A 25,390-nucleotide genomic window follows, 5' to 3' on the forward strand; every position below is an offset into this window, starting at 1 on the left:
CGTCACTTCACTCTCCACTCTCCACGCTTCACCCTTTCACTTCCACCGTTCCACCGCCGATATACTTCTGCATGAAATCGCCCTCGTGCCCCGGCGTGAAGCCGGTCTCCACCGGCTCCCACTTGCCCACCCCGTTCAAGCCGCCATCTTCGGCCTTGGTGATCTTCACCACCGTTTCCTTCGGCACGGTGTTGAGGGCGTGGTTGTCGGCCTCGCCGCCGAAGATGAATTGCATCCCCGTCTTCTGTTTGTGGAAGAGGGTGTCAGTCTGGTGCATCGGCATAGACCAGTCGCGGGTGACGGACTGCTGTGAGCCGTAGCGCAGATTCGCCATGTAACCCGTGCCTTCGGACTTTGCCAGCCCGTCGGGCCGCGTCTCGTGCGCTAGCACCGATTTCTCTGTCGCCATAAACGGCGAGTGTTTGATCATCACCGCGTGATACGGGTAGGCCGGGTTGTACTTTACCCGCAACATCAGCCGCGCCACTTTGTAGAACGGGTCGTCGGGCTTCCAGCCAATGTACGGGCGGTCGGCAGGGTTGGCGTCCACGTACACGTAGTCGCCGTCCTCGATGCCGAGGTCTTTGGCCGCCTGCGGGTTCACGTGAACCTGGTGGTCGCCGGGGCCGGGCAGGCGTTTGTCCATGCGATACGGGTCGCCAAAATTGGAGTCGAGGATAATCGTCCAGTCCACCGTGCTCCACGACGAGTGGACGCGATGCCGGCTCTTGGGCGTGAGGCAGTAGAACTGGAAGCCCTTTTCCCAGAGCGGGTTCTTGCTGGCTTTGACCTGCTCCCAACTCAGCGCCACGTTTCGCACCGTGCGCTCGTCCCAGCCTTCGTGATCGAGCGGGATGCCGTAATCGTCGGGCCGGACGAAGCGGCTGGTGGTGACGATGGCGTTCGGCAGATACGGTGTGGCCTCCGGGCTTTCGCGGTGGCTGATGACGTTCTCGCCGTACTCAATCGCTTCGGGGATGTCGCAGTAGGCGTCCAGCCGCCCGCTGGCGGTGTAGAACGGCACCGAGTCGTTCACCTGTTCCCAGAAGGGGATGCGCGGGTAAGTGCGAAAGAGCATCAGGGCCGCGCCCGGTTCGCCATATTTCCCGTTCATGATGTCGGTATATTTGTAGCCGGAGGTCGTGAGCGACGAGTCGAGCAGGCGTTGAATGTAGACTTCGGGCCGCCCCTCCAGCGCGAACTTCCAGTAATCTCTAAATCTCTGATCTCCAATCTTGTCTCCAATCGCGGCGGCGAGTTCTGCAAGTATTCTGACGTCGTCGCGGGTGTCATAGAGCGGCGGGATGCCGCCCTTCCAGATTTGCAGGAAGGGATTGGAGCAAGAGGCCGTGATTTCGGGCGTTTGAAATTCGGCCCACGAGTTGGCCGCCAACGCGAAGTCGGCGTACTCGATGCTGGCCGTCATCTCGATGTCCTGCGAGATGATCAACTCGATCTTCGGGTTGACGTTCTTGATCATCTCGTAGTGGTGCTTGGCGTTGTTGATCAGGTTGACGTTGGTGAAGTACAGCACCTTGCTGGGCGTGGGCATGTGTGTCTGCCCGGTGAAGACTTTGCGCCCGTACTTGGGCGTGTCCACGATCAGCGGGCGCTCGGAGTGATTCCAGTAGGCCGGCTCTTCGTCTTTGCTGTACGAGTGGGCCACAATGTCTTTGCCGGGCGCGTTCTCGTCCAGGTTCGGCTCGAAGGGGTCTTCGCCTACCCAGCCTTTGAAGCCGGGGCCGACCGACGGCGCGCCTTGAAAGAGCGCCGCCTTGTAGTTGCCCGCCCAGGTGTAACACCCGGCCCCCGGCCGGCCGATGTTGCCGGTGAGCATGAGCGGCAGGAACTGCGCCCGGTTGGCGAGCGTGGCGTGGAACCAGTGATTGATGCCCTCGCCGATGTGAATGGCGACCGGACTCATCGTGGCAATGTCGTTCGCCAACTGCTCAATCATCGCCTTCGGCGCGTGGGTGATGTCGGCCACAGTGTCGAGGTCGTAATCCTTCAGATGTTCCCGGTACATCGCCCAGATGGTGATGGCTTCAACTTCGGTTCCGTCGGCCAGCTTGATCTTGCCCGACCAGTCGAGGGCGGGGTCAACGCCTTTCGCGTCCATCGCCGCCCCGACATCGTCCCGGGTGATCGCCACCGGCGCATTCGTCTTTGCATCGAACACCACGTAATCGCCGAGTTTTTCGTACTGCTCCTGTTTCAAGCCATGCAACTTGAAACTCGCGCTGTCGGGCGTAAGTTGCAACTGGTAATTGGGAAACACGTCGGCGGCGCTCACCCGCTGGAGCGTATCCACGCGGACGAGGAGCGGGAGATCGGTGAAGCGTTTGACGAAGGCCGCGTCGTGCTTCTCATTGTCCATCAGCCAGCGCGTGATGCCGAGAAACAGTGCGGTGTCGGTGGCCGGGCGGATCGGAATCCAATAGTCGGACTTGGTGGCCGGCGGCGAGTATTCGGGGGTGATGGTGACAATCTTCGCGCCGCGTTCCATGGCCTCGATGAAGAAATGCGACTCGGGCATTTTGTTTTCGACCAGATTTTTGCCGCACTGAATGTGCAGGCGCGAATTACGCAGGTCGTTGAAGTCCTCGTCGGAGGCTTGCAGGCCGGTGGTGAAGGGGTGGCCGGGGGCCTGGTCGCCGTGCCAGGTGTAGTTCGACCACAACCGCCCGCCCTTTGCATTCTCGTGATTTTCCAGCTTGCGCACCTGCTCGTCGAGCAGGGCCAGCGTGTTCGAGAAGCGGTACATGCCGTATTTGCCGATCACGCCCAGCAGGCCCATGCCGCCCCGGCATTTGATCGTGCGCGTGCCGGCGCCGCCCATCGCGGCAATCATTTCTTCGGGGTAACCTTGATTGCGCAGCAGGGCCGCGCCTTCCTCGCCGGAGTAGCGCGTGGTGATGGCAACCATGCCGCGCGCAATGTAGTCGTAGGCTTCTTCCCACTTCACCGGCAGAAGTTCGTCGAGGCCGCGCGAATCAAATTTATATTTGGAGCGGTTGCCGTCCTCATCAAGGCTGGGGAAGCCGTCGTCGGCCCACGCTTTCCAGCCTTTTCGCATCAGCGGCCCCTTGAGACGGTGCGGCCCGTACATCCGGCGGTGAAACGTCTGCCCTTTCTTGCACCCGCGCGGGTGCCAGTGGGCGGTGGCTTTGTTGCCGTACAAGTCGCCGTAGTTCGCCACGTCGTAGTTCGTCTCCGAGCGCAGAATGACTCCGTTGCGGACGAAGGCCCGCAGGCGGCAGGCGTGCGTGTCATTGGGCGAGCAGACGTAGGTGAAGGTCGAGTCGTAGGCGTATTGATTACGATAGACCTTTTCCCAGTCGCGATCGGGGTAACCGGCGAGCGGGTTGTCCACATTCACCGGATCGAGCAATTGCAGACCCAGGCGTGTGGCCGCCACCCCGAGGGCGGCGGCTCCAGAAAGTTTGAGAAAATCACGGCGAGTAAGTTTGGTCATTGGCTAACTCCGTTTAGGTAAGGCCGCAATCGCGGCCAGCAGATCAGAACTGCCCGTGCCAGCTCGTTGGCTGGTGATCACCTGGATATCGTTAGCGCCGAGGTTGGCGCAGATAATGGGGAGGTTGGGATAGGCGGCGAGGAACTGGCCGAAAACCGCCGGCAGCGTGGGTTCGGCGCTGGCATTGGCAATGATCACTGCGTCCGGGCATTTGGTTTTGAGCCGGGGCAGGGCGGCCTCGGGCGTCGGCGCAGAGCCGACGATTTCCACTGCGGTCTTTGCCAGTATCTGGGTCAGGGCTTCGGCAAAGAGAGAATCGCCAACTACGAAAACTTTGCGCGTTTCCATGTCGCCAGCATACGGCAGAGAAGGGCAGTCAGTCTATCCGTCACAGTTGGCACAAAGAATGAAAAAAGAGCGATCTGCGGATCGCTCTTTGAGGCGGAGCATTAGGTCGTTGACGGGCGGCTTAGTGCTTGTTTGAAAATTGCTCTTCGCCCGCGTCCTCGCAGGCCCCTTCGGGCCAACCGCGAGGACGCGGTTGGGGAGCATTTATGAAACAGGTTCTTAGAACCTCAGCGCTTCGCCCACCCCTCTCGCGCCACAAGCTTCGCCGCCTGCCGCCGGTTGACGGCGTGCAGTTTGCTCAAAATGCTTCGGACGTGAGTTTTGACGGTGTGCAGACTCAGTGAGAGTTGCCGGGCAATTTCTTTGTCGGTCGCGTCAGTGGCAATGAGGTTGAGCACTTCTCGCTCGCGGGGGGTGAGATCAGGGACAGAGGTAGACGGAGCGTCCGCCGCCGGTCGGTTAGCCAGGTAGGCAAACTCGTCGAGGAGGCGCGTGGCCAGTTTTGGCGGCAGGGCGGCTTCGCCCTTGAGGGCGCTATGTAAGCCGCGCAAGAAATCGGGCGAGTGTGTGTCTTTGAGCAAGTAACTGCTCGCGCCCGACTTGATCGCTTCAAACAATTTTTCATCCTCGTCGTGCACGGTAAGGATGAGAACGCGCGCTTCCGGCCATGCGGCCCGAATCAGGCGTGTGGCTTCCAGGCCGTCGCACACCGGCATTTTGATGTCCATGACGATCAGATCGGGGCGCAGGTTGCGGGCCAGAGTCAGGGCTTCAAGTCCATCGGCGGCTTGACCTACTACTTCCAAATCCGGTTGAGCATTGATTAGACTGGCCAGCCCTTCACGGAGAAGGTCGTTGTCGTCGGCAAGAAGAATGCGAGCCCGGGTCATAGAATCACCTCTGAATGGGGCGAGTTGGCAGTTTGCCGGGCCAGCGGAAAAATAGCGACGACTTTGGTTCCAGCTCCGCAGACAGAATTGACGGCCAGCCGCCCGCCATTACGTTCGGCTCGCGCCCGCATGATCGCCAGCCCCAAATGTTGATCGGTCTCGACTGCTCCCTGATCAAACCCGCAGCCATCGTCTTCCACAGTGAAGCACGCCTCGCCATTCACTCGTTCGACTCGCACCCAGACGTGCCTGGCTGAGGCGTGCCGGCGGACATTGGTAAGCGCCTCGCGCACAATATGCGCGACTTGGGATTGGGTGATCGGCGGCAACGCCAGTGCCGCCGAGTCGGCCATGATCAATTCGATGGGGAGGCCTGAGGTCTCACGGAAATCGGCGATGCAGGTATCGAGGTTTTGAGAAAGCGCCGGCCCGGTGCTCGTCAACGGCTTTTCTCCGTGGCGCAGTGGTTCGCGAAGGTTGACTAGAGCGGCGCGCACTTGCCCGTAAGCCGTCGCAATGGCCGACTTCATCAAATTGAGTTCACCTTCGGCGACGGCAGCGTGCCCGATTGTAAAAACTTCCCTGACTCGATCGGCCTTGAGATTGAGAAAGCCGAGTGTTTGCGCAAGGTGATCGTGGAGTTCGGCGGCGAGGCGCTCGCGTTCGGCCAGTATGGCCGTCTGTTCGGCCTGCCGCCGCTCCATCTCGGCCAACCGCGCGTTGGCAATGGCAATGGCCGCCGAGTTCGCCAGCAAAGTGAGGGCGCGTGTTTCATCCTCATCGAAAGGGATGTCGTTTGGATGAATGGCGCACAACGCGCCGAGGGTATGTTCACCCACCCGGAGCGGCGCGGCGACACACTGGCCGGGCGCATGGGTACTCAGGAAACTGCAACCGGAACAAACGGCCTCGACGACGGTTGTTTCTCCTGCGCCTACCACCCGCCTTGCCAGCCCGCGCTGGACAGATTGCCGTAGCCCGGCGCGGCCAACGGCTTCATCGTTGCTGGCTACCAGTTCCAGGTACTCGCCGTCGGTTGACAGCAGGCAAAGCGAAACGGCCCGAGCGTGCATCAGCGAACTGACGCGGTCGGCTACAGATTGCAAGAGGCGCCCCAGATCAAGTTGGGCAACGATTTCCTGGCTAAGTTCAAAGGCTGAGGCCAGTTCACTCGTGCGCTGGGCCACGCGCAACTCTAACTGATCGCGCGCAATAGCGATCTCGGCGCGCATGGTTTCAAGGGCCTGACCCAATTCTCCCAGTTCACCGCCGTCTGTCAACGGAACTGGGTCGGCGAGTTGCCCGCTGGCCATGCGCCGGGCGGTCACGCCGAGCAGGGCCAGCGGGCTGATGATGCGTTGCCAGGTGAGAAGGTAGCTCCACGCCAGCAACAGCAGAGCGGCGACAAAGAAGAAAAGTTGAATGAATTGCAGGCGGGTCACTTTGGCTTGGGCGCGAGTTTCGAACACGCTCACTGCCGAATCGAGCTGGGCAAGGATCAGGGGCGATTCTGTTTGCAGGGCTACAGCATCCACCGGCTGAAGATGCGCGCGAAATGTTGACCATGTTTGCGCCACCTCGTCGAGTTGCGCGCGGACGGCCATGTCGGGGGCAGGGGAAAGGGTAACAACACGGCCACCCGGATCGAGAGTCGGCCCGCCATCGCGGAGCGCGAGCAGGGTCCGATCAAAGAGTTGAATAGCGGCGTCGAGTTCGGGGCTGTCGGGCTGGGCGAGGGCCAGCCAGATCATTTTTTGAGTCAACATGCGCTGGCGGCCCGCCAGGTTGATGACTGTGGCGTCGCTGACCTGCGCCCGTATGGCGACGAAGGTGGCGGCAACCGAGCCGCCGACGAGCAACAGAAAGCTGAGAAAGACCGCGCCGAGTTGGGCTTTAATGGATCGAAACATCCGCTGGTGACTGGTCGGGACTCGCCTGGAGGCCATCCAATAATTACTTGACTACTTATGCCCGGTTTCCCCAGGGCCAAACAGACACGGAAGTCACTTCTTGTTGGTGACTTTTGTCATGTTGCGACACGTTGTGAGAACGGCGCTCAAACACAGATAAACAATTCGCCCGTCTCCCCGACCCTCTGCCCCAGGTTTCGCCTCTTGACAAAGCCTGCGTTTTTCTCTATTATATCAATCGTTGATATATCGGAGACTGATATGGCTCAGACTGCTGACCCTGAATCGTTGTTGCCGCTCACGCCCGCCGCGTTCCACATTCTGCTGGCCCTCGCCGACGGCGAGAAGCACGGCTACGGCCTGATGCAGGAAGTGGCCGCCATTAGCGACGGACAGATCAAGCTTGGCCCCGGCACGCTCTATGGCACCCTCAAACGGATGCTGGCCGATGGCTGGATCGAAGAGAGCGACGAGCGCCCCGACCCCGAACTCGACGACGAGCGGCGGCGCTACTACCGGCTGACCGACTTCGGCGGCAAAGTCGTGCGCGCCGAAGCGGCCCGTCTCGCCCGGCTGGTGGACGCCGCGCGATCCAAAAGGCTTGTTCCGAAACCACGCGGAACATGAAACGCCCATGAAGGACTCGGTGTCGCTATCCCATCGCCTGTATCGCTTCCTGTTGCGGGCCTATCCGCCGTCGTTCTATGCCGAATACGGCGACGAGATGGCGCTCACCTTCCGCGATTCGTGCCGCGCGGAATACCGGCGGCATGGCGCGGCCGGTGTCATCGGCCGGTGGGTTGAGACCGTTCCTGATTTCATCGTCAGCGTCCTTGACGAACACTCACAGGAGAACTTTCAAATGGCAAAGACGAATCTGGTTCGCATCTTGGCAGTCGCCGGTATCGTGGGCGGGGCGCTGTGGGTTGCCTTCAGTGTCATTCTGTTCATGCGTCCGCCCGGCATTCCCGGCGGCGCTTCTCAGGAAGCCAGTGACTTTACGCCGTTGCTCTTGTTTGGGGTGGGGCTGGGCACGGCTGGTTTGCTCGGCGCGTATCTGCGGCCTGGCCGTCAATGGCCTATCTTGTCACGATTGATGTTGCTGCTGGGAGTAGCAGGAGGTTTGTGGGCCGTAATCAGTCCGGCATTCACTAACAGCTTCTATATCATGCTGGCCGGCTTTCTGGTGCAGGTTGGCGGCCTGGCCCTTGCCGGCCTGCTATTGCTGGCGCAATCGGCATCGCGGCAGTGGGCGGTCTTGTTCATCGGCCTTGCCGCCGCCATGTTTATGTTCAACACTGAAGACTGGCGCGCATTGTTCGGCGTGGTGGCAGGCGCTTTGGTCATTGCGATCTCTGCCCAGGTGCTGGACGGATCACTCAACGGCCAGAACGAACCGCCGGTGGCGGCCTGACTCGCGCCTCGACCCACCTCAAGAGTTCGGCCCGACTCCTATGAACCAGATCAGCGCAACTTCTCCCGACCGGATCGTCGCCTTCTCCAGCCAGTTCTATTGCCTGCTCCTCGCCGCTTATCCGCGCCACTTCCGCGACGAGTACGCGCATGAAATGGCGATCGTGTTTCGCGACACGCTGCGCGAGACCTGTCGCAAAGGCACTGCCGCCCGGCTGATTAGCTTCTGGCTATCCACGCTGATCGATCTCATCGTGACTGCGATCGGAGAACGCCTGGCTGACGGCTCTGGCCCGCGTCGTTACCTGCGCGGCGTCATCACCGGCCTCATCGCCGGAGTCGTGGGCGGCCTCGTCGCCGGGCTTGGTGCGCGGCTGGCCATGCGCGGGGTGGTGGTTGCCAGCGGCCTCAGGCCGGCCTTCACCCTCGAAGGCACATTCGTCATCCTCGTCATCTGTGTGATACTTGGCATCCCTGGCGGTCTGGCCTTTGTTGCCCTGCGGCGCTTCATCCCCGGCGCCGGCCTCTGGCAGGGCTTGAGTTACGGGGTCTTGCTGTTCGTCATCTTCCTGGCGCCGCCTTTTCTCTTTTATCGCGAAGGCGAAGCGACCCTCGCCTCACCGCTGGTCACGGTCCTGCTCTTCGGCCCGATCACGCTTACCTACGGCCTGGCGGTGCAGTTCACGGTGATGCGCCTTGAACGGCGCGATGATTCTGCCCAGCCGCTGTCGGCCACTGAGTTGCCCTCAGCCCTATCGCAAGGGTTGTGGTTCGTCGTGTTCGCCGTCCTGCTCGAACTCGCGGTGTTGGGCACGGTCTCAATTCTGAATCACTCGCCGCGCATCCCGCCCGGGATTGTCCGCGTCCTGCGCGACGCGCACATTCCGTTCGCCTTCGCCCGTGACGGAAATGTGTGGCTGGTCAGCCTTACCGCCCTCGGTTACTTTGGCCTGTCCGGCCTCATCTTCTGGCAGCGCACCCGCTCGCCCATGGCCCGCTTCACCGCCATCACGCTCCTTCTCTTCGGCGGCGCGCTGTTCAACACCGGCGCAACCTACTATGCCCGCCTCGTGCACGATGTCACCTTCCTACAAATAGTTTTCAACATTCTGCAAGTGGCCGGCGCAACCTGTCTATTGATTCTGCTATACGTTTTCCCGAATGGCCGTTTCACGATCGCCTGGACTCGCCCCCTGGCCGTCCTCTGGTTATTGTGGGCGATGGCCTGGGCCGCCGCCACTGCCCTTTGGCCGGAGTCGGTCACCCTGACGATCCTGGCTCTGTTTCTCATAACCGGGGTGGCGGCGCAGGTGCAACGCTATCGCCAACTCATTTCCGCCGAAGAACGACGACAAACACGTTGGACAGTAGCCGGGTTCGCCGGAGCTGTGGCTGGGTTCGCCCTAATTGCCGTCGCCCTGGCGCTCATTCCCGACCTGCGCCTGCCAAAAGTGGCCGGCCTTTCTATGACAGCCACGTTTTCGCTCTACATGCTGCCCTGGCTCTGCATTCCATTGAGCATCGGCTGGGCCATGCGGCGGCATCAACTATGGGCTACATAAGCAAAGAAGACAATCTGTTCGACCTGGTTTTGGCCCAAATGCGTCAAAACAAAGGAGCGCAGAAACTCTGCGCTCCTTTGTTTTTCGGAATTGAAAACCGAATTTTAGACTAAAGGGGTGAAAGAATATCCGCGATCTCTCTCTCAGCGTTTCCTTCTTCGCCGCCGTCGGTCGCCCCTTCAGCCCGGATCGAGATCTCACCATCCTTGAAGTCAACGTAAATTGTGCTCCCCGACGTGGCGTGGGTGCGAAGCAGGGCGTCCGACACGCCGTCTTCCACCTTGTTCTGAATCACCCGGCGCAGAGGGCGAGCGCCGTAATCGGGGTTGTAACCGGCGTCGGCCAAATGCTGTTTGGCCTCGTCCGACACTTCCAACTTAAGTTCGCGCTCGGCCAATCGCTCGCGCACCTTGTCAAGTTCCAGGTCAACGATTTGAACGATCTCGGCCTTGTTGAGCGAGCGGAAGACCACCACCCCGTCCACCCGGTTGAGAAACTCGGGGCGGAAACTCTTCTTAAGTTCCTCAGTCAGTTTCTTGTGCATGTCGGTGTACGACTCTTGCTCGGCCCTGGCCTCGTCGCGCTTCATCGAAAAACCCAGCGCCGCCTGGCGCTTGATCATGTCGGCGCCGACGTTGGAGGTCATGACGATCATCGCGTTGCGGAAGCTCACCTTCTTGCCGCGCGCGTCCGAAAGCTGGCCTTCTTCCATGATTTGCAGAAGCATGTTGTGGGCTTCGGGATGGGCCTTTTCGATCTCGTCAAAGACGACGATCGAATACGGGCGGCGGCGCAGGCCTTCGGTCAACTGGCCGGCGTCTTCGTAGCCCACGTAGCCGGGGGGAGCGCCGACGAGGCGGGAGACGCTGTGCCGCTCCATGAATTCCGACATGTCTAATTGAATAATAGCATCTTCACTGCCGAACATGAAGGCGGCCAGGGCTTTGGTCAGCTCGGTTTTGCCGACTCCGGTGGGGCCGAGGAAAATAAACGAGCCGATGGGGCGCTTGGGGTCTTTGAGGCCGGCGCGGGCGCGGCGGACGGCGCGAGAAATGGCGCTGATGGCTTCATCCTGGCCGATGATGCGTTTATGCAGATCCTCTTCCATATGAAGCAGGCGCTCGGACTCTTCGGTGGCAATTTGAACTACCGGAATGCCCGTCCACATGCCCAACACTTCGGCGATGTCGGCGGCGCTGACGACCGGCATGGAGGCTTGATCCCAGCCGGCGCGCAGTTGGCTGAGTTTTTCTTCAAGTGAGGTTTCGCGAGCCAGCAGTTCCTGAGCGTCGTCATAACGCGCTTCTTCGACGGCAATGGCCCGCTCTTCACGCACCAGGCGCAGGTCGGACATGGTGTCTTTGAAACTCTTGGCTTCGGGACTCTTGTACATTCGCACCCGCGACCCGGCTTCGTCAATCAGGTCAATGGCCTTGTCGGGCAGGAAGCGGTCGGGCACGTAGCGGGCCGAAAGGTGAGCGGCGGCGTCAATGGCGTCGTCGGTGATGGTGAGCTTGTGGTGATCTTCGTAGCGCGATTTGATGCCGTGCAAAATGCTGATCGTCTCTTCGATGGTCGGCTCGTCCACGGTGACTGGCTGGAAGCGGCGCTCAAGGGCGGCGTCGCTTTCAATGTGCTTACGGTATTCGTTGAGGGTGGTCGCGCCGATGACTTGAATATGCCCCCGTGAGAGGGCGGGCTTGAGGATGTTGGCGGCGTCCACGGAAGAGCCGGCTGAACCGGCGCCGACCAGCATGTGAACTTCGTCAATAAACAAGATCGAGTTCGAGATCTTGACTTCTTCGATCACGCGCTTGAGTCGCTCTTCAAACTGGCCGCGATACATGGTTCCGGCCACGAGCGAGCCGACGTCGAGTTGCAGGACGCGGCGGCCAAGCAGGGGTTCGGGGGTGTCGCCGGCAATGATGCGCTGGGCCAAACCTTCGACGATGGCCGTCTTGCCCACGCCTGGCTCGCCGATGAGGGCCGGGTTGTTCTTGGTGCGGCGGGCGAGGATTTGAATGACGCGCTCGATCTCGCTCTGGCGGCCAATGACCGGGTCAAGCTTGTTGTCCTCAGCCAGGGCGGTGAGGTCGGTAGCAAGCTGATCGACAAGCGGCGTTTTGCTCTTGGTGTCTTTCTTCTTCTCAGGCGCGCCGCCGGCGGTTTGCTTTTGCGGGGTGGTTGAACTGGGCGTGGCAGGTTGCTGGGGATTCTCTTGCAGAACGCGCCGGGTCTGGCGGCGAATCTGTTCGGGCGAGATGCCAAGTTTATTGAGGACATCAATGGCCACGCCTTCATTGTGGCGCACCAGGCCAAGCAGGATGTGCTCGGTGCTGATGTAATGCTGGCCCATGCGTTTGGCTTCGTCAATGGCCAATTCCAGGGTGCGGCGGGTTCCGGGGGCCAGATCGATCCTGGCCGGCTTGTTGCGTTGGCCGGGGCCGCTGAGGCGTTCGACCATCTCCTGCACACGCCGTTGTTCAAGTCCTAGCTCACGCAAAACGCGCCCGGCCACGCCGCCTTCTTCGCGGATCAGGCCGAGTAGTAAATGCTCGGTGCCAATGTAGTTATGTCGCAGGCGTTCGGCTTCTTCCTGAGCCAGGCTCAACACCCGGCGCGCTCGTTGGGTGAACCGCTGCATTTTATCGGTCACGGATTTATCCTCCCGTTACTTTCAAAAACAAAACTGCTTCAATGGTAATCTTCGCCCCTCATCCTTTCAATGTCATTCGGTTAGATGAGAGGCGGCGAGTATTGATGCAAACTCGCCGCGCAAGCAAACTTATGGGGTGATTTCAAGGTGCGTATATTGTACCGCCAATCAACCCGGATTAATCTAGCCAATTGTACTGCGATGGGGATTTGGATGATTCTTTTACGAAATTCTAATATTGTGTATAAAGAAGCCGCGCGCGGGTGAAATTGCCCGCGCGCGGTTTGCATCTTATTTGGCTTACTCTTGCTCGTCGTCTGGGATGTCATCTGCGGCGCTTTCCCAGTCGCTCTCAAGGTATCGTGAGGAGCCAACTTCTTTCAGGCTCAGTCCGATCCGCCGTTTGTCCGGCTCGATTTTGACGATACGCAAGGCGTAAGTTTGGCCTTCCTGCACCACGTCTTTGGGGTGGGCAATCCGGCCATCCGAGAGTTCGGAAATGTGGATCAGGCCTTCGATTTCGTCATTGCCCTTGATCCGGGCGAACGCCCCGAACTTGGTGAGCTTGGTGATCGTGCCCTCGACCAATTGTCCGATCTTATATTGCTGGGTGATGCGCGACCACGGGTCACCTTCCAGTCGCTTCATTGAAAGGGCAATGCGTTTGCGATCCTTCTCCACGCTCAAAACTTGCACTTTGACTTCCTGGCCGACTTTGAGGATTTCTTTAGGGTGCTCAATGCGCTTCCAGGTCAGTTCAGACAGATGCACCAGGCCGTCCGCCCCGCCCACATCCACAAATACGCCGAATGGGGCAATGGAGATTACACGCCCGGTGCAAATGTCGCCCTCTTTGAGGTCAGAGAGCAACTGCTCCCGTTGCGCCTCGCGGCTTTCTTTGGCGGCGGCGCGTTCCGAGAGAATGAGACGGTTGCGCTCACGGTCAACTTCCACTACCTTGACCATGATCGGCTCGCTTACCATCTTGGCCCATTTCTGCTCTGGGGTGTCGCCTTCGATGCGGCGGCGGCGGGCTGGCCCCATTTGCGACGCCGGCACAAAACCGCGCACATTGCCCACTTTGACGATCAGGCCGCCTTTGTTATACCCGGCAATCAGGCCCTTGTATACCGTCTGGCTGTCCAGCAGGTCTTCAGCGTCCCGCCAGTCACGCTCTTGCTGGGCGCGGCTGAACGACAGGATAATATTGCCGTTATCATCTTCTGGATCAACGATATAAACCAGCAAATCTTGGCCGACCTGGAGGCTCTCGCGGATGCGAGCGTCCATCTGCTCCAGTTCTTTGCCGCTGATCACACCCTCACTTTTGGCGCCAACATCCACCAAAATTTCAGAGTGAGTGATGTGTGTGATCTTGCCTTCGCGAACTTCTCCTTTTGTCAGTTGGCTCATGCCAAACCCTGACTCGAGGAGACTAGTCATCGGGTGCGCCTCGCCCTCGCTCCCGACGTTTTGTGGGCTTTGCTCCATTAACTCATTTTCTCCATCCAATAGGTGTTGATCGGCATTATAAGGCGGAATCTATGGAATCGCAACCTACAGCCCATTTTTACTCATCTGACCCTGTCAAGCAGGTCAGCGCGGCCTTGCAGACGGTATACAATTGAGGCCGGCTTATGGACTCTCTGGAAGGCATTGTCGAACGTATCACTTATTACAGCGAAGAAACCGGGTACACCGTCTTGCGGCTCCGACCGTCCGGTGCCCGGTCGGCCTTTTCTGATCCTGAAGACAACCTGCTGACGGTGGTGGGCAACCTGCCCGAAGTGAACGCCGGCGAGAGCCTGCGGCTGGAGGGCGTTTGGGCCGCTCACCCTCAATATGGCAAGCAGTTCAAAGCCGAAAAGTGCGAGCAGATTCTCCCGGCCTCGGTCGAGGGCATCAAGCGCTACCTCGGGTCGGGCCTCATCAAAGGCATCGGGCCAAAAACGGCGGCGCGCATCGTCAAAAAATTCGGGGCCGAGACGCTCAAGGTTATTGATGAAAAACCGCGCGACCTGCGCGACGTGCTGGGAATCGGCCCCAAAAAGGCGGTCCTGATCGAAGTCGCCTGGGGCCAGCAGAAGGCCATCAAAAACGTGATGATCTTCCTGCAAGGGCACGGCGTGTCCACCGGGCTGGCGGTGAAAATTTACAAGCAGTACGGCAACATGTCCGAGCAGATTGTGAAGAATGACCCGTACCGGTTGGCGCGGGACATTTACGGCATCGGCTTCAAGACCGCCGACAAGATCGCCCGCCAGCTTGGCCTGCCGCCCGACGCGCCCTCGCGCGTGGACGCTGGCGTGGCTTACGCCCTCGGCGAACTTTCGGACGAAGGCCACGTTTACAGCCCGCTGGAAAAGCTGACGACGACCGCCGCCGAACTGCTCGAAGTGTCAGCCGACTCGGTCGGGGCGGCCATTGATCGTTTGTTGACCGAGGGCCGGATCAAAAAAGAAGCGTTGCGAATCGAAGAGTTGAGGGGTGGGAACACGAAAACGGTCCGGGAGGAGCAGGCGGTTTACCTGGCTCCCTTTTACTTCGGCGAGATCGGCGTCACCAATCGCCTGACGAAGATGATGCAGTCGTCCGCATCTTATCTCAACGATTTGCGCGACGCAGACTTGAGCGCGCTGATCGCCAAAGTCAGCGGCCAGCTTTCAGAAGAACAGCAGTCGGCGATCAAACGGGCGCTGGAGAACAAAGTGTCGGTCATCACCGGCGGCCCGGGGACTGGCAAGACGACGGCGCTCAAGACTCTCATCCAGGTGTTGGACGCGACGAAACATGCGTATGCTCTGGCCTCGCCCACCGGCCGCGCCGCCAAACGGCTGAGCGAGGCCACCGGCCGCCCGGCCAAGACCATTCACCGCCTGCTTGGCTTTCAGCCCGGCATCGGCTTCAACCACAACGAAGAGAAGCCCCTGCCCGTCCACATGCTGATCGTGGACGAGGCCAGCATGATTGACCTGCTGTTGATGAACAACCTGCTCAAGGCCCTCGACCCGCTGACACATTTGTTGCTTGTGGGCGACGTGGATCAACTGCCGAGCGTGGGCGCGGGCGACGTTTTGCGCGACGTGATCGACTCGAACACGGCGGCGGTTACCCGGCTCTCGGTCATCTTCCGCCAGGCGCAAGATAGTTTGATCATCACCAACGCCCACCGCATCAACAAGGGCGAGATGCCGATCATTCAGAACGACGCCAAAGACTTTTTCCTGTTCACCGTCGAAGACCCGGAAGAAGCCGCCAACTGGGTGGTGGACGTTGTTCAAAACCGGATCCCGGCCAAGTTTGGATTGGATGCCGTGAACGATGTGCAGGTGTTGTCGCCGATGTATCGCGGCGCGGTGGGCGTGGCGAATTTGAACACGCGTCTGCAAGAGGCCCTCAACCCGCCTACGGCCAAAAAGTTGGAGCGCAAGCTGGCGAGCCGCATCTTCCGCGTGGGCGACAAGCTGATGGTGACGCGCAACAACTACGACAAGGACACCTTCAACGGCGACATCGGGCGGCTGACGGCAATTGACCTGGAAGACCAAACGCTGATGCTCAACTTCGACGGGCGGCAGGTGGAATATGACTGGCTGGAGGCCGACGAGTTGGTTCACGCCTTCGCCGTTTCGGTTCACAAGTCGCAGGGCGCAGAATATCCCGCCGTCGTCATCCCCCTCCTCACCCAGCACTACCTGATGCTCCAGCGCAACCTGCTCTACACGGCGGTGACGCGGGCCAAAAAGCTGTGCGTGCTTGTCGGCACGCGCAAGGCGATGGCGATGGCGGTGAGGAATGCGACGGTGGCGGAGAGGTTTAGCGGGTTGGAGGTTCGCCTCCGCGAGAAATAAAAATCGCGCAAGATTTGATTTTTGTTGTATGCTAGCAAACTGTTATTCAATTTCTGCCTCTCGTTGCAAGGCATTCAAATATGGCTAAAAGAAACAGCGCCGCGCCCGCGAAAATTTTTCTCCCCGATTCGGTCAACAACCAAAATCTATTTGCCAGCCACTACCTCGCCGAGCGTTTGCCTTTGTTTCCAGAATGGCAATCAGATTTGACAGCGACAATCGCCAAAATCAAAAAGCTCTATTCAAGAGCAAAGGCTGTAGCAGACAACTGGAATGAAGCGCAGACAGAAAGCGACTTCATCCGACCAGTCCTTGATGAGCTTGGCTGGGAATACATCACGCAAGCGTCGTATGCAAAAAGCGGCAAGCGCAACATCCCTGATTATGCCCTGTTCGCCGATGCTGAAACCAAAAAACAGGCCTATCTCCGAAAAGGCAAGCCCGACTTTTATTCGCTGGCATTGGCGATTTGCGACGCAAAATATTGGGGGCGCTCGCTCGATGCCGAGTCGCCTGACGATTCCCGCGACGCACTCAGCAACGCCAATCCCGGCTTTCAAATCATCAACTATCTGGTCAGCACCGATCGGCCCTGGGGAATTCTCACCAATGGCAAATCGTGGCGGTTGTATGCCCAACGGGTGCGTTCGCGCACCACGACGTTTTTGGAGATCGATCTATCTGCCGCTCTGGAAGCAGATGACGAAATTGCGCTTCGCCTGTTTGTGTTGTTCTTTCGCGAAGAGTCATATCGGATCGATCCAGCTTTGGACAAGAGTTTTCTCGATCGCGTGTTCAACGAAAGTGTGGAATACGCAGTTAAGGTTCAAGACGAATTGAAGGCTCTTGTCTTTGAGCAGGTTGCGCCGCTCATTGTCACCGGGTTTGTGGCATGGCGGCAAAACGAAAAAGGCCTCCAGTCTGACACAAGAGAAGCTCTGGCCATGCTGTACAAGGCGACGCTGGTTGTGCTGTATCGCCTGTTATTCCTGTTTTATGCGGAGTCGAGAAACTTGCTGCCGATGCAAGATACAAGCGGCTATGGGCAGTTGTCACTGGCACGGTTGTGCCGCAACATCGCCCAGAAAAAGGCAGATGGGTTGCCGTTCGGCGAAACCAGCACGCTGATCTGGGACAACCTGGCAAGTTTGTTCCGAGTGGTGGCAAAGGGCGACCCGGCTTTGCGCGTGCCTGTTTACAATGGCGGGTTGTTTGCAGACAAGCCGCTTAATGGCGCTGTGACCTTGCAAGACCTGAAAGTTGCTGATCGTTTTCTGGCTGACGCAATTGACTTGCTCGCCCGGCGTTACGACAAGCTGACTGACCAGGAAAGCTTTATTGACTACAAAGATTTAGACGTGCGACACCTGGGTAGCATCTATGAAGGTTTGCTTGAATTTCAACCCCGCCTCGATCGGGACAAAGCGGTTCTGGTGAATGATAAAGGCCAGCGCAAATCAACCGGCTCGTACTATACCCCCGATTACATTGTCAAACATATTGTCGCTAACACGCTCGGCCCGGTTGTGACCGCCCGCGAAGAACGGTTTCGGGATATTCTGGCTAAACTCGAAAGCACGCGCAAGAAACTAAAACGCGAATCCAACCCGGCGCGAAACCGTGATTTACAACACCGGCGCAACGAACTAAGCGAATTGGCTATCTCCGCCTTGTTGGATATCCGGGTGTGCGACCCGGCAATGGGTTCGGGGCATTTTCTTGTTGAAGCGGTTGGCTACCTCACCGACCGGTTTGCCATGTTGCTCTCCGAGTATCCGGCCAACCCGATCATAAAATTGATAGAGCAAATGCGGCAACAAATTTGCGACAACTTGCGCGCTCAGGGAATCGAACCTGATCTTTCTCAACTGGACGACAAACACTTGCTCAAGCGCATGGTGATCAAGCGGTGCATTTATGGCGTTGATCTCAACTTGATGGCGGTTGAACTGGCAAAACTGGCGTTATGGCTGGACTCGTTCACCATTGGAGCGCCGCTGTCTTTTTTGAATCACCATCTGCGGCACGGCAATTCGCTCATTGGCACGCGAGCGGAAATTGTTCAGAGAGAATTAGAAGTCGAACCGGCAAAGGCGCGCAATGGCAAAAGGGTTTCCGAAGGGCTGTCGCAGGGGCATTTGTTTGGCAGCGCATTCTCAGGCATGTTGAACGCCACCTCATTCATGCGCGATATCGCGACACTTACTGATGCAACGCTGGAGGAGGTTGAGCAGAGTGCCGAGAGGTATGCTTTGTTCGAAAAGGAGATTTTGCCCTACAAGCGCGTATTGGACATCTGGCTCAGCCATCAATTCGGGGTCAAAGATGCCAAAGACTTTTTGCGGTTATATGGCCAGGACGCTCTAAGTGCAGTAATGGGGGATGAGTCAAAAATATCGCCGCAGTATCGCGAGGCTATTCATCAATCGCGCAACTTCCACGCTGAACAACGTTTTTTTCATTGGGACTTGGAATTTCCCGAAGTCTTCGTGGATTTGGCTAATTCGCAGTGGGGCGCTAATCCGGGCTTCGACGCCATCCTCTCTAACCCGCCCTATGTGGACGTATCCCCCAAAGGCTACTATGAGAAAGCGTTTGCCTGCGGGTCGTCTGGCAACCTTTATGCCTACATGCTGGAGATCAGCGGCAAATTAATGGCGTATGGTGGAAGGCTGGGAGTCATTGTGCCGCTGTCGCTCGTGTGCTCTGAGCGGATGGGCAAACTCCGCAAATGGGTCGAGGACAACTTCTCGGACGTTATAGCCGCCAACTTTGGAATCCGCCCCGCCAAGATTTTCCCGAACGTGGATCAAAGAGTGACGATATTGTTTGCCCGGAGAAAGGCGGATTCTGAACAACCCTCAACAAGCCTAAAATCCACCCGTTTCAACCGCTGGCATGAGGGCCAGGAACTGCGCCTGATCGCCAATCTCGCTTACGCCGATATTGGGGATTTGCCGCGCGATCTCGGCTGGCCAAAATTGGGCGACGAGGCAGGGCGGGTGATCCTGCAAAAATTGTCGGCAAAGAAGAATCGCATCGGCGATTATCTCGAAGGCGGCTCGCCTTTCTTTTATCACGGCATTGGCCGCTACTGGCTAAAGGCTTACGACTTTGCGCCTGTGTATCTCAAAGGTGGCGAGGCAGGGCGTTCTACAACCCTGTTCGAGCTTTCGACCCAATCCAATCAACTGAAGTATGCGATCATCGCCATTCTCAATTCGTCGCTCTTCTTCTGGTTTTGGAGCTTGTACTCAGACGACTTTCACTTGATGCGCGAAGAGATTGCGTCATTCCCGTTTGCCCACAACGCCGGCCACAAACCTGTTTACGAAAAACTTCAAAAACTGGCGAAGGCATTGATGCGCGACTACAAGAAGCATTCGACCCTCAGGCGCGGTCGCTATCCAACCGGAGAAATAACCCTGCAAGAGTTTTACCCGCGCAAGAGCAAAGCCATCATTGACCAGATTGACGACTTGTTGGGGATGATTTACGGGTTGAGCAAAAAGGAAGTGGAATACGTCAAGTCGTATGACGTTGAGTTTCGGACTGATGAAGCCGATGAATAGTCTGGCCGAAGCCAAAGCGAAAGTGGAGCGGATGATTGAGGGAGAATGAAAAGACCTCGCGGGTTTTGGAAACCCGCGAGGTCTGCTACTCGTGCAAGAAAAGCTTACTCCTTTGACAGCCAAGCCCAAACCACATAACTACCCTGGTACCAACACCACCTTCCCCGTTGTCAATCGCGCCTCAAGATCGCGATGGGCCTGCGCCGCTTCGGCCAGCGGGTACGCCCGCTCGACGCGAATCTTGAGTTCGCCGGAAGCAATCCAGTTGAAGACTTCGTTCGCCCGCTTGAGGAGTGAGGCGCGGTCGGGGTTGTAGTGGCCGATGGTGGGCCGGGTGAGGAAGAGCGAGCCTTTGTTCATCAGCGTGATCGGGTCGAGCGGCGGCACTGGCCCGCTCGACGCGCCGTACAGAACCATATAACCGCGCGGGCGCAAACAATTCAAACTTTTCTCGAACGTCGTCTTGCCTACCGAGTCGTACACGCAGGCCACGCCCTTGCCGCCGGTCAGGCGCTTCACTTCGGCCTCAAAGTCGGCTTGCGAATACAGAATCACCTCGTCGGCCCCGGCCTCGCCGGCCAACTGCGCTTTGGCCTCAGTGGAAACGGTGGCGATCACCCGCGCCCCGAGCCGCTTGGTAACTTGGGTGAGCAGGAGTCCCACGCCACCCGCCGCCGCGTGAACCAGCACCGTGTCCCCTTTTTGCACCGGATAGGTGTCGAAGGCGAGATAGTGCGCTGTCATCCCTTGCACCATCGCCGCCACCGCCTTCCGGTCATCCACAGAATCCGGCACCGGGACCAGGCTGGCGGCTTTCACGACGGCGTACTCGGCGTATGCGCCCAGGACCGGGCTGTAAACGACTCGGTCACCCACTTTGACTTCGGTCACATCCGGGGCAACCGCCTCCACCACACCTGAGGCCTCTACGCCGGGCGTGAACGGCAGTGCGCCGGGGTAGCGGCCAGTGCGGTGGTACACGTCAATGAAATTCAACCCGATGGCCGTTATCTTGACCAGCGCTTCGCCCGCGCCCGGTTGCGGCGTTGGAATCTCTTCGTGGCTCAACACTTCCGGGCCGCCGTATTGATGAACTCGTATTGCGCGCATAGCAACTCCAAATTCACTGCGAAGGCGCGAAGAGCGGAAAGTTTTTATCCGGCCTCACACACTCCGGCGAGTCGAAGGCCGGGTTGTTGACCAGCGTCGAAACCGCCGCCGCCTTCATCTGCGAAGCGGCGAACGGCTTGAGAAGCGGCAGTGTTTTCTCGGCGGGCAGTTCGCCGGGCGTCAGCAACAGGTCGTAAGCTTTGGGCGGCAGGATGACTGGCATCCGGTCGTGAATCTTTTCCATGAGCGAATTGGGTTCGGTGGTGATGATGGTGCAGGATTTGATCCACGTGTCATCCGGCGACTTCCACGCTTCCCACAATCCGGCGAAGGCAAAGGGGCGGCCGTCTTTGAGTTGGATGAACATCGGCGTTTTCGTTTTGCCCTCTTTCTTCCACTCGTAGAACCCGTCGGCCACGATCAGACACCGCCGCTTCTTGAACGCCGACCGAAACGACGGCTTCTCGGCCAGCGTCTCGCCGCGGGCGTTGATCATTCTATTGCCAATTTTGGGATCCTTGGCCCACGAGGGAATCAGGCCCCACTTGAGCAGTTCCAACTTTCGCCCGCCGTCGCCAGCTAACACGGCGGCCACCGGCTGAGTCGGGGCAATGTTGTAGCGCGGGACAAGCTCGGCTGGCACACTGTCCAATTCAAACACTTCGCGCAACACGTCAGGATTCAGGGTGAGAGTAAATCGGCCACACATGGAAATGACGATGGACGATGGTCGGCGGACGAAAGCGCCGTCGTCTTTCGTCCGTCGTCTTTCGTCCAACGACTACAGACGCATCAATCCTTTTTGCACTGCCATCAACACCCCCAACTGCACCGAGCCGTCAATGAACTCGCCGCGCCCGATCATTTGCAAAACTTCGGCGGCAGGCAGAAGCACGACTTCCAACTCTTCGCCGTGATCCAGATTCTGCTTTGTCGGCGTGAGGTCAGCGGCAAAGAAGATGTTCATTGTGGCTTGTAGCGAGCCGGGGAAGGGATTGTAGCGGCAAAGCAGTTCAATGCGCCCGGGGCGAAAGCCGGTTTCTTCTTCCAACTCGCGAGCGGCGGCGGCCTCAATCGGCTCGCCATCATCCACCCCGCCACCGGGCAGATCAAGAATCACGGCTCGAATTGGGTGGCGGTATTGCTTGGTGAGAACGATTTGGCCGTCGTTTGTCAGGGCCACGCACGTCACCGCTTCCACCGGGCTGGCGAGGTAAAAGTACGGCCAGCGGCGGCCATTCCGCTCCAGCGTGTCCATCACGACGCAAACATGGGGAGACTCGAAGAGTGTTTTGGATTCGACGATTTGGTAGTCGGTCATGGAAAAGGAGCCACAGATTTCACGGATTACACTGATTTGATTCTTAATCCGTGAAATCCGTGTAATCTGTGGTTACAGTCTTATAATAGCCTTACCAAGCAGATTGTAGCACCAATCAAGGAGTCGCTATGCGCCTCGTCACCTTTCTCCATCATAACCAGCCCGCTCTGGGCCTCGTCCGCGATGAAACGGTCACTGCCGTGCACGGCCTCTCGATGCTCGACCTGATCGCCGCCGGGCCAGGCATCCATGCCAACCTGAGCGCCCTGCCACAGGCCGCCGGGGCGTTGGTGGCCGGGCCGCTGGCCGGGGCGCAATTGCTGGCTCCGATTCCAAACCCGAGGCGCAACATCATCTGTGTCGGCCTGAACTACGTCGAGCACGCCAAAGAGTCAGCGGAGGCGCGCGGGCGCGAGGCAAAGATTCCGGCAGTGCCGGTGTTCTTCACCAAAGCCACCCACGCCGTCAACGGCCCGTACAGCGACATTCCGTTCGATCCGGCAGTTTCGACTCAGATTGACTGGGAGGCCGAGCTGGGAGTGATCATCGGGCGGCGTGGCAAAAACATCTCGCAGGCCGAAGCGATGCATTACGTTTTCGGTTACACTGTCATCAACGATGTGAGCGCCCGCGACCTGCAATCGGCGCACAGCCAGTTTTTCAAAGGGAAGAGTTTGGACGGGGCTTGTCCGATGGGGCCGTGGATCGTGACTGCCGACGAAGTGGCCGACCCTCACGCTCTGGGCATTCGTTGCCGGGTGAACGGTGTCATCAAGCAGGAGGCGAACACCTCGCAAATGATCTTCAAGATACCGGCGCTGATCGAGAGTCTGTCGCGTGGCATGACGCTGGAGCCGGGCGACGTAATCGCCACCGGCACCCCCAGCGGAGTCGGCTTTGCCCGGACGCCGCCGGAGTTCCTCAAACCGGGCGACTTGGTGGAGTGTGAGGTGGATGGAGTGGGGACGATTCGAAATCGGATTGCTGGATAAGACGACAGACAACGGACGACGGACTATGGACGACGGTCGTCTGTCGTCCATAGTCTATCGTCGCTTTAGCACCACCAACCCCACCCCGCTCAAAATTACAAACATCGCCAGCAGGCCGATGCCGCTGATACTTTCTTTGGCAAAGACCACGCCCAGTCCTACAGCTACGATTGGATTCACATAAGCGTAACTTGTCGCCAGCGAGGGCCGCACCCGGCGCAACAAGTAGGCATACGAACTGAAGCCGATGAGCGAGCCAAAGCCCACGAGATACAGGAGCGCGGACGCAGATCGAATCGTCGGCGGGCTGGCGAGGCGTTCGCCGCCGATCAGGCTCAGAGCAAACAAGACGAGGCTACCGGCCAGCATTTGGGCCGCGCTGGCCATCATGCCTTTGGGCAATAAGAGTCGCTGGCTCCACACCGAGCCGAGCGCCCAGCAAATGGTCGCCACAGTGAGAGAGATCGCGCCGATCGGGTTGGCGCGCAAGTTGCCTTCAAAGTTCAGCAGGCCAACGCCGACAAAGCCCAGCGTCAACCCAACCCATTCCCAGCGCGTAGGCCAGCGCCCCAGCAGGCCGGAGAACAGGGCCGCCCAGAGCGGCATGGTGGCAATCCACACGGCGGCCAAACCGGATGACACCCACTGTTCGGCAAAGGTCACGCCGCCGTTGCCGCCGCCCAACAGTAACGCGCCCACAATCGCCGAGCCAAGCCATTGCTGGCGAGTGGGCATCGGCTCGCCGCGCCAGCGCAGGAAGAAGAACAAACTTCCACCTGCGATCAAAAATCGAATCGCCGCCATGAGAAATGGCGGAAAACTCTCAAGCGCAAAACGAATGCCAAGATAAGTTGATCCCCAGATGATCTAGAGCGACAGCAGAGCCAGGAGGACGCCGCCGTTGTTGCGGATGGGCGCTAATAGCGCCGCCAGTCCCTCAGCCAAGTTTCCCCCTGCCGACTTTCGCCGGCCCAAATTCATTGAATTCATTGCGTTTCCTTTCAAGGTGACCATCACAAAACAAAAGACCTTATTGGAAATAAGCTCATAGCCCGCGTCCTCGCGGGCGGCCAACCGCGTCTCACTGGGATGCTTCGCGAAGGGCGCGGTTGGGGAGCGTCACAATGTTATTCCCGATAAGGTTTAAAGAAGCTAATCCGTCACGTCAACCTAAACCAACGGGCAGACACCAAGTGTTTTGCGAAGCACGCTTGGTGTCTGCCCGCCATAAATTTTATCAACGAGGCGTTTATTTTTTTGCCAGCCCGGCCTCTTTAGCCAGCAGTTTCTTCTTTCGCTCCACGCCCCAGTAATAACCGGTCAAGTCGCCATTTGAGCCGACCGCCCGGTGACACGGGATCACAATCGAGGCCGGGTTGGTGGCGCAGGCCCGGCCCACCGCCCGCGCCGCGTTTGGCCTGCCGAGCGACTTTGCGATTTCGCCATACGTGCGAGTGCGGCCGTAGGGAATTGCCCGCAACGCATCCCACACCTGCCGTTGAAAGGCCGTGCCCTGCACGTCAAGCGGCAGATCAAGGTGAGGCCGCCGCCCGTTGAGATTCTCCACAATGGCGTTCACCCACTTGCTGAAACCGGTCTTATTGCGTTGAACTTCCGCCGTCGGATAGTCCTTCCTCAACTCCGACATCAACGACTCATCCGAGTCGCCGAAGCCCACAAAACACACGCCGCGCTCGGTGGCAGCCACCATCATTCGCCCCAGCGGCGAGCCGACAATTGTGTAACCGATCTTCATTCCCATTCCTCCTCGCCGGAAATCGCCCGGCGTCATGCCCAAATGGTTATTGGCGTATAGCTGACTGCTCGAACGATAGCCCGCCTCATAAAGTGAAGCCGCCACTGTTTCCCCGGCTTTCAACTGTTGTTTCAGCCGTTTCATCCTTTGGGCTTCGGCATATTTTCGGGGCGAGACGCCGACCAGCTTCTTGAACGTGCGCTGAAGGTGAAAGGGACTCAGGTTAGCCTGCCGGCTCAACTCGTCGAGAGTCAACTGCTCGTCAAGATGCGACTCGATATAGCGGCACACCCGCTGAACCTGTTCGGCCTGTGAGTCCGGCTCGTCCGGGCGGCAACGGCGGCACGGCCTGAACCCGGCCCGCTCGGCCTCGGCGGGCGAAAGATAGAAGGCGACGTTCTTTCGCAGTGGATGCCTGGCCGGGCACGACGGGCGGCAGTAGATTTTGGTGGTCAGCACTGCCGTAAAAAATTTGCCGTCGGCGCGAGAGTCGCGGTTTAGCACGGCTTGCCAGCGTTGATTGTCGTTCATCGT

16 protein-coding genes and 1 pseudogene are annotated in these 25,390 nt (G+C 58.8%); 6 read left to right on the forward strand and 11 right to left on the reverse strand.

The genetic code is table 11. From position 1 onward, the window contains the following. Positions 1-28 precede the first annotated feature (28 nt). The 4 genes from HYZ49_20630 to HYZ49_20645 form a co-directional block, all read right to left on the reverse strand. Positions 29-3,475 (reverse strand): molybdopterin-dependent oxidoreductase, encoded by a 3,447-nt coding sequence (locus HYZ49_20630; protein ID MBI3244692.1) that lies wholly within the window; start codon positions 3,473-3,475, stop codon positions 29-31. Positions 3,476-3,478: 3 nt separating this feature from the next. Further along, positions 3,479-3,823 carry a hypothetical protein gene (locus HYZ49_20635; GenBank protein ID MBI3244693.1) on the reverse strand — a complete coding sequence of 115 codons (345 nt, stop codon included), beginning with the start codon at positions 3,821-3,823 and terminating at the stop codon, positions 3,479-3,481. A gap of 227 nt (positions 3,824-4,050) precedes the next feature. Next, a complete protein-coding gene (locus HYZ49_20640; protein ID MBI3244694.1) occupies positions 4,051-4,713 on the reverse strand; it encodes a response regulator transcription factor in 663 nt (220 codons plus the stop codon). Beyond that, positions 4,710-6,623, reverse strand: coding sequence for a type IV pili methyl-accepting chemotaxis transducer N-terminal domain-containing protein (locus HYZ49_20645; protein ID MBI3244695.1), 1,914 nt, complete (start codon positions 6,621-6,623; stop codon positions 4,710-4,712). The genes HYZ49_20640 and HYZ49_20645 overlap by 4 nt, the downstream gene beginning before the upstream one ends. A gap of 261 nt (positions 6,624-6,884) precedes the next feature. On the opposite strand from HYZ49_20645, the gene HYZ49_20650 reads away from it, so the two are divergent. The 3 genes from HYZ49_20650 to HYZ49_20660 are packed head-to-tail and all read left to right on the forward strand — an operon-like array spanning position 6,885 to position 9,598. Next, positions 6,885-7,250, forward strand: coding sequence for a helix-turn-helix transcriptional regulator (locus HYZ49_20650; GenBank protein ID MBI3244696.1), 366 nt, complete (start codon positions 6,885-6,887; stop codon positions 7,248-7,250). A gap of 7 nt (positions 7,251-7,257) precedes the next feature. Beyond that, the gene (locus HYZ49_20655) at positions 7,258-8,037 is read left to right on the forward strand and encodes a hypothetical protein (protein ID MBI3244697.1); all 780 of its coding nucleotides are present in this window, start codon (positions 7,258-7,260) and stop codon (positions 8,035-8,037) included. Between the two features lie 40 nt (positions 8,038-8,077). Then, positions 8,078-9,598, forward strand: a complete 1,521-nt coding sequence (locus HYZ49_20660) for a hypothetical protein (GenBank protein ID MBI3244698.1) — start codon at positions 8,078-8,080, stop codon at positions 9,596-9,598. Positions 9,599-9,707: 109 nt separating this feature from the next. Here the strand turns inward: HYZ49_20660 and HYZ49_20665 are convergent, their stop codons facing one another. Further along, a complete protein-coding gene (locus tag HYZ49_20665) occupies positions 9,708-12,242 on the reverse strand; it encodes an ATP-dependent Clp protease ATP-binding subunit (protein MBI3244699.1) in 2,535 nt (844 codons plus the stop codon). A 312-nt stretch (positions 12,243-12,554) separates the two neighbouring features. Then, on the reverse strand, positions 12,555-13,766 hold the full coding sequence (locus HYZ49_20670) for a S1 RNA-binding domain-containing protein (GenBank protein MBI3244700.1): 1,212 nt from the start codon (positions 13,764-13,766) through the stop codon (positions 12,555-12,557). Positions 13,767-13,891: 125 nt separating this feature from the next. On the opposite strand from HYZ49_20670, the gene HYZ49_20675 reads away from it, so the two are divergent. Together HYZ49_20675 and HYZ49_20680 are read left to right on the forward strand one after the other, a co-directional pair. Continuing rightward, positions 13,892-16,105 carry an ATP-dependent RecD-like DNA helicase gene (locus tag HYZ49_20675; GenBank protein MBI3244701.1) on the forward strand — a complete coding sequence of 738 codons (2,214 nt, stop codon included), beginning with the start codon at positions 13,892-13,894 and terminating at the stop codon, positions 16,103-16,105. Between the two features lie 80 nt (positions 16,106-16,185). Further along, a complete protein-coding gene (locus tag HYZ49_20680; protein MBI3244702.1) occupies positions 16,186-19,677 on the forward strand; it encodes a restriction endonuclease in 3,492 nt (1,163 codons plus the stop codon). Positions 19,678-19,815: 138 nt separating this feature from the next. Here the strand turns inward: HYZ49_20680 and HYZ49_20685 are convergent, their stop codons facing one another. The 3 genes from HYZ49_20685 to HYZ49_20695 form a co-directional block, all read right to left on the reverse strand. Next, positions 19,816-20,787, reverse strand: a complete 972-nt coding sequence (locus HYZ49_20685; GenBank protein ID MBI3244703.1) for a quinone oxidoreductase — start codon at positions 20,785-20,787, stop codon at positions 19,816-19,818. 13 nt (positions 20,788-20,800) lie between these two features. Continuing rightward, complete coding sequence (locus HYZ49_20690) at positions 20,801-21,496, reverse strand: SOS response-associated peptidase (protein ID MBI3244704.1); 696 nt, start codon at positions 21,494-21,496, stop codon at positions 20,801-20,803. A gap of 72 nt (positions 21,497-21,568) precedes the next feature. Continuing rightward, positions 21,569-22,108, reverse strand: coding sequence for an NUDIX hydrolase (locus HYZ49_20695; protein ID MBI3244705.1), 540 nt, complete (start codon positions 22,106-22,108; stop codon positions 21,569-21,571). A 128-nt stretch (positions 22,109-22,236) separates the two neighbouring features. Between HYZ49_20695 and HYZ49_20700 the strand changes: the two genes are divergently transcribed. Then, positions 22,237-23,100 (forward strand): fumarylacetoacetate hydrolase family protein, encoded by an 864-nt coding sequence (locus HYZ49_20700; protein ID MBI3244706.1) that lies wholly within the window; start codon positions 22,237-22,239, stop codon positions 23,098-23,100. A 54-nt stretch (positions 23,101-23,154) separates the two neighbouring features. Here HYZ49_20700 and yedA read toward each other — a convergent pair. Both yedA and ada read right to left on the reverse strand, forming a co-directional pair. Next, positions 23,155-24,081: pseudogene (yedA, locus tag HYZ49_20705) on the reverse strand (drug/metabolite exporter YedA). 268 nt (positions 24,082-24,349) lie between these two features. Then, positions 24,350-25,387, reverse strand: coding sequence for a bifunctional DNA-binding transcriptional regulator/O6-methylguanine-DNA methyltransferase Ada (gene ada / locus HYZ49_20710; GenBank protein ID MBI3244707.1), 1,038 nt, complete (start codon positions 25,385-25,387; stop codon positions 24,350-24,352). Between the last annotated feature and the right edge of the window lie 3 nt (positions 25,388-25,390).

The sequence above is a fragment of the Chloroflexota bacterium genome (assembly GCA_016197225.1).
Classification (GTDB): Bacteria; Chloroflexota; Anaerolineae; order Anaerolineales; family VGOW01; genus VGOW01.

What these genes read in the sequence shown, in the direction of transcription:
- HYZ49_20700 (MBI3244706.1), top strand. Translation starts at nt 22,237, where the DNA reads ATGCGCCTCGTCACCTTTCTCCATCATAACCAGCCCGCTCTGGGCCTC.
- HYZ49_20655 (MBI3244697.1), top strand. Translation starts at nt 7,258, where the DNA reads ATGAAGGACTCGGTGTCGCTATCCCATCGCCTGTATCGCTTCCTGTTG.
- HYZ49_20690 (MBI3244704.1), bottom strand. Translation starts at nt 21,496, where the DNA reads ATGTGTGGCCGATTTACTCTCACCCTGAATCCTGACGTGTTGCGCGAA.
- HYZ49_20630 (MBI3244692.1), bottom strand. Translation starts at nt 3,475, where the DNA reads ATGACCAAACTTACTCGCCGTGATTTTCTCAAACTTTCTGGAGCCGCC.
- HYZ49_20635 (MBI3244693.1), bottom strand. Translation starts at nt 3,823, where the DNA reads ATGGAAACGCGCAAAGTTTTCGTAGTTGGCGATTCTCTCTTTGCCGAA.
- HYZ49_20695 (MBI3244705.1), bottom strand. Translation starts at nt 22,108, where the DNA reads ATGACCGACTACCAAATCGTCGAATCCAAAACACTCTTCGAGTCTCCC.
- HYZ49_20660 (MBI3244698.1), top strand. Translation starts at nt 8,078, where the DNA reads ATGAACCAGATCAGCGCAACTTCTCCCGACCGGATCGTCGCCTTCTCC.
- ada (MBI3244707.1), bottom strand. Translation starts at nt 25,387, where the DNA reads ATGAACGACAATCAACGCTGGCAAGCCGTGCTAAACCGCGACTCTCGC.
- HYZ49_20650 (MBI3244696.1), top strand. Translation starts at nt 6,885, where the DNA reads ATGGCTCAGACTGCTGACCCTGAATCGTTGTTGCCGCTCACGCCCGCC.
- HYZ49_20685 (MBI3244703.1), bottom strand. Translation starts at nt 20,787, where the DNA reads ATGCGCGCAATACGAGTTCATCAATACGGCGGCCCGGAAGTGTTGAGC.
- HYZ49_20640 (MBI3244694.1), bottom strand. Translation starts at nt 4,713, where the DNA reads ATGACCCGGGCTCGCATTCTTCTTGCCGACGACAACGACCTTCTCCGT.
- HYZ49_20665 (MBI3244699.1), bottom strand. Translation starts at nt 12,242, where the DNA reads ATGCAGCGGTTCACCCAACGAGCGCGCCGGGTGTTGAGCCTGGCTCAG.
- HYZ49_20645 (MBI3244695.1), bottom strand. Translation starts at nt 6,623, where the DNA reads ATGTTTCGATCCATTAAAGCCCAACTCGGCGCGGTCTTTCTCAGCTTT.
- HYZ49_20675 (MBI3244701.1), top strand. Translation starts at nt 13,892, where the DNA reads ATGGACTCTCTGGAAGGCATTGTCGAACGTATCACTTATTACAGCGAA.
- HYZ49_20680 (MBI3244702.1), top strand. Translation starts at nt 16,186, where the DNA reads ATGGCTAAAAGAAACAGCGCCGCGCCCGCGAAAATTTTTCTCCCCGAT.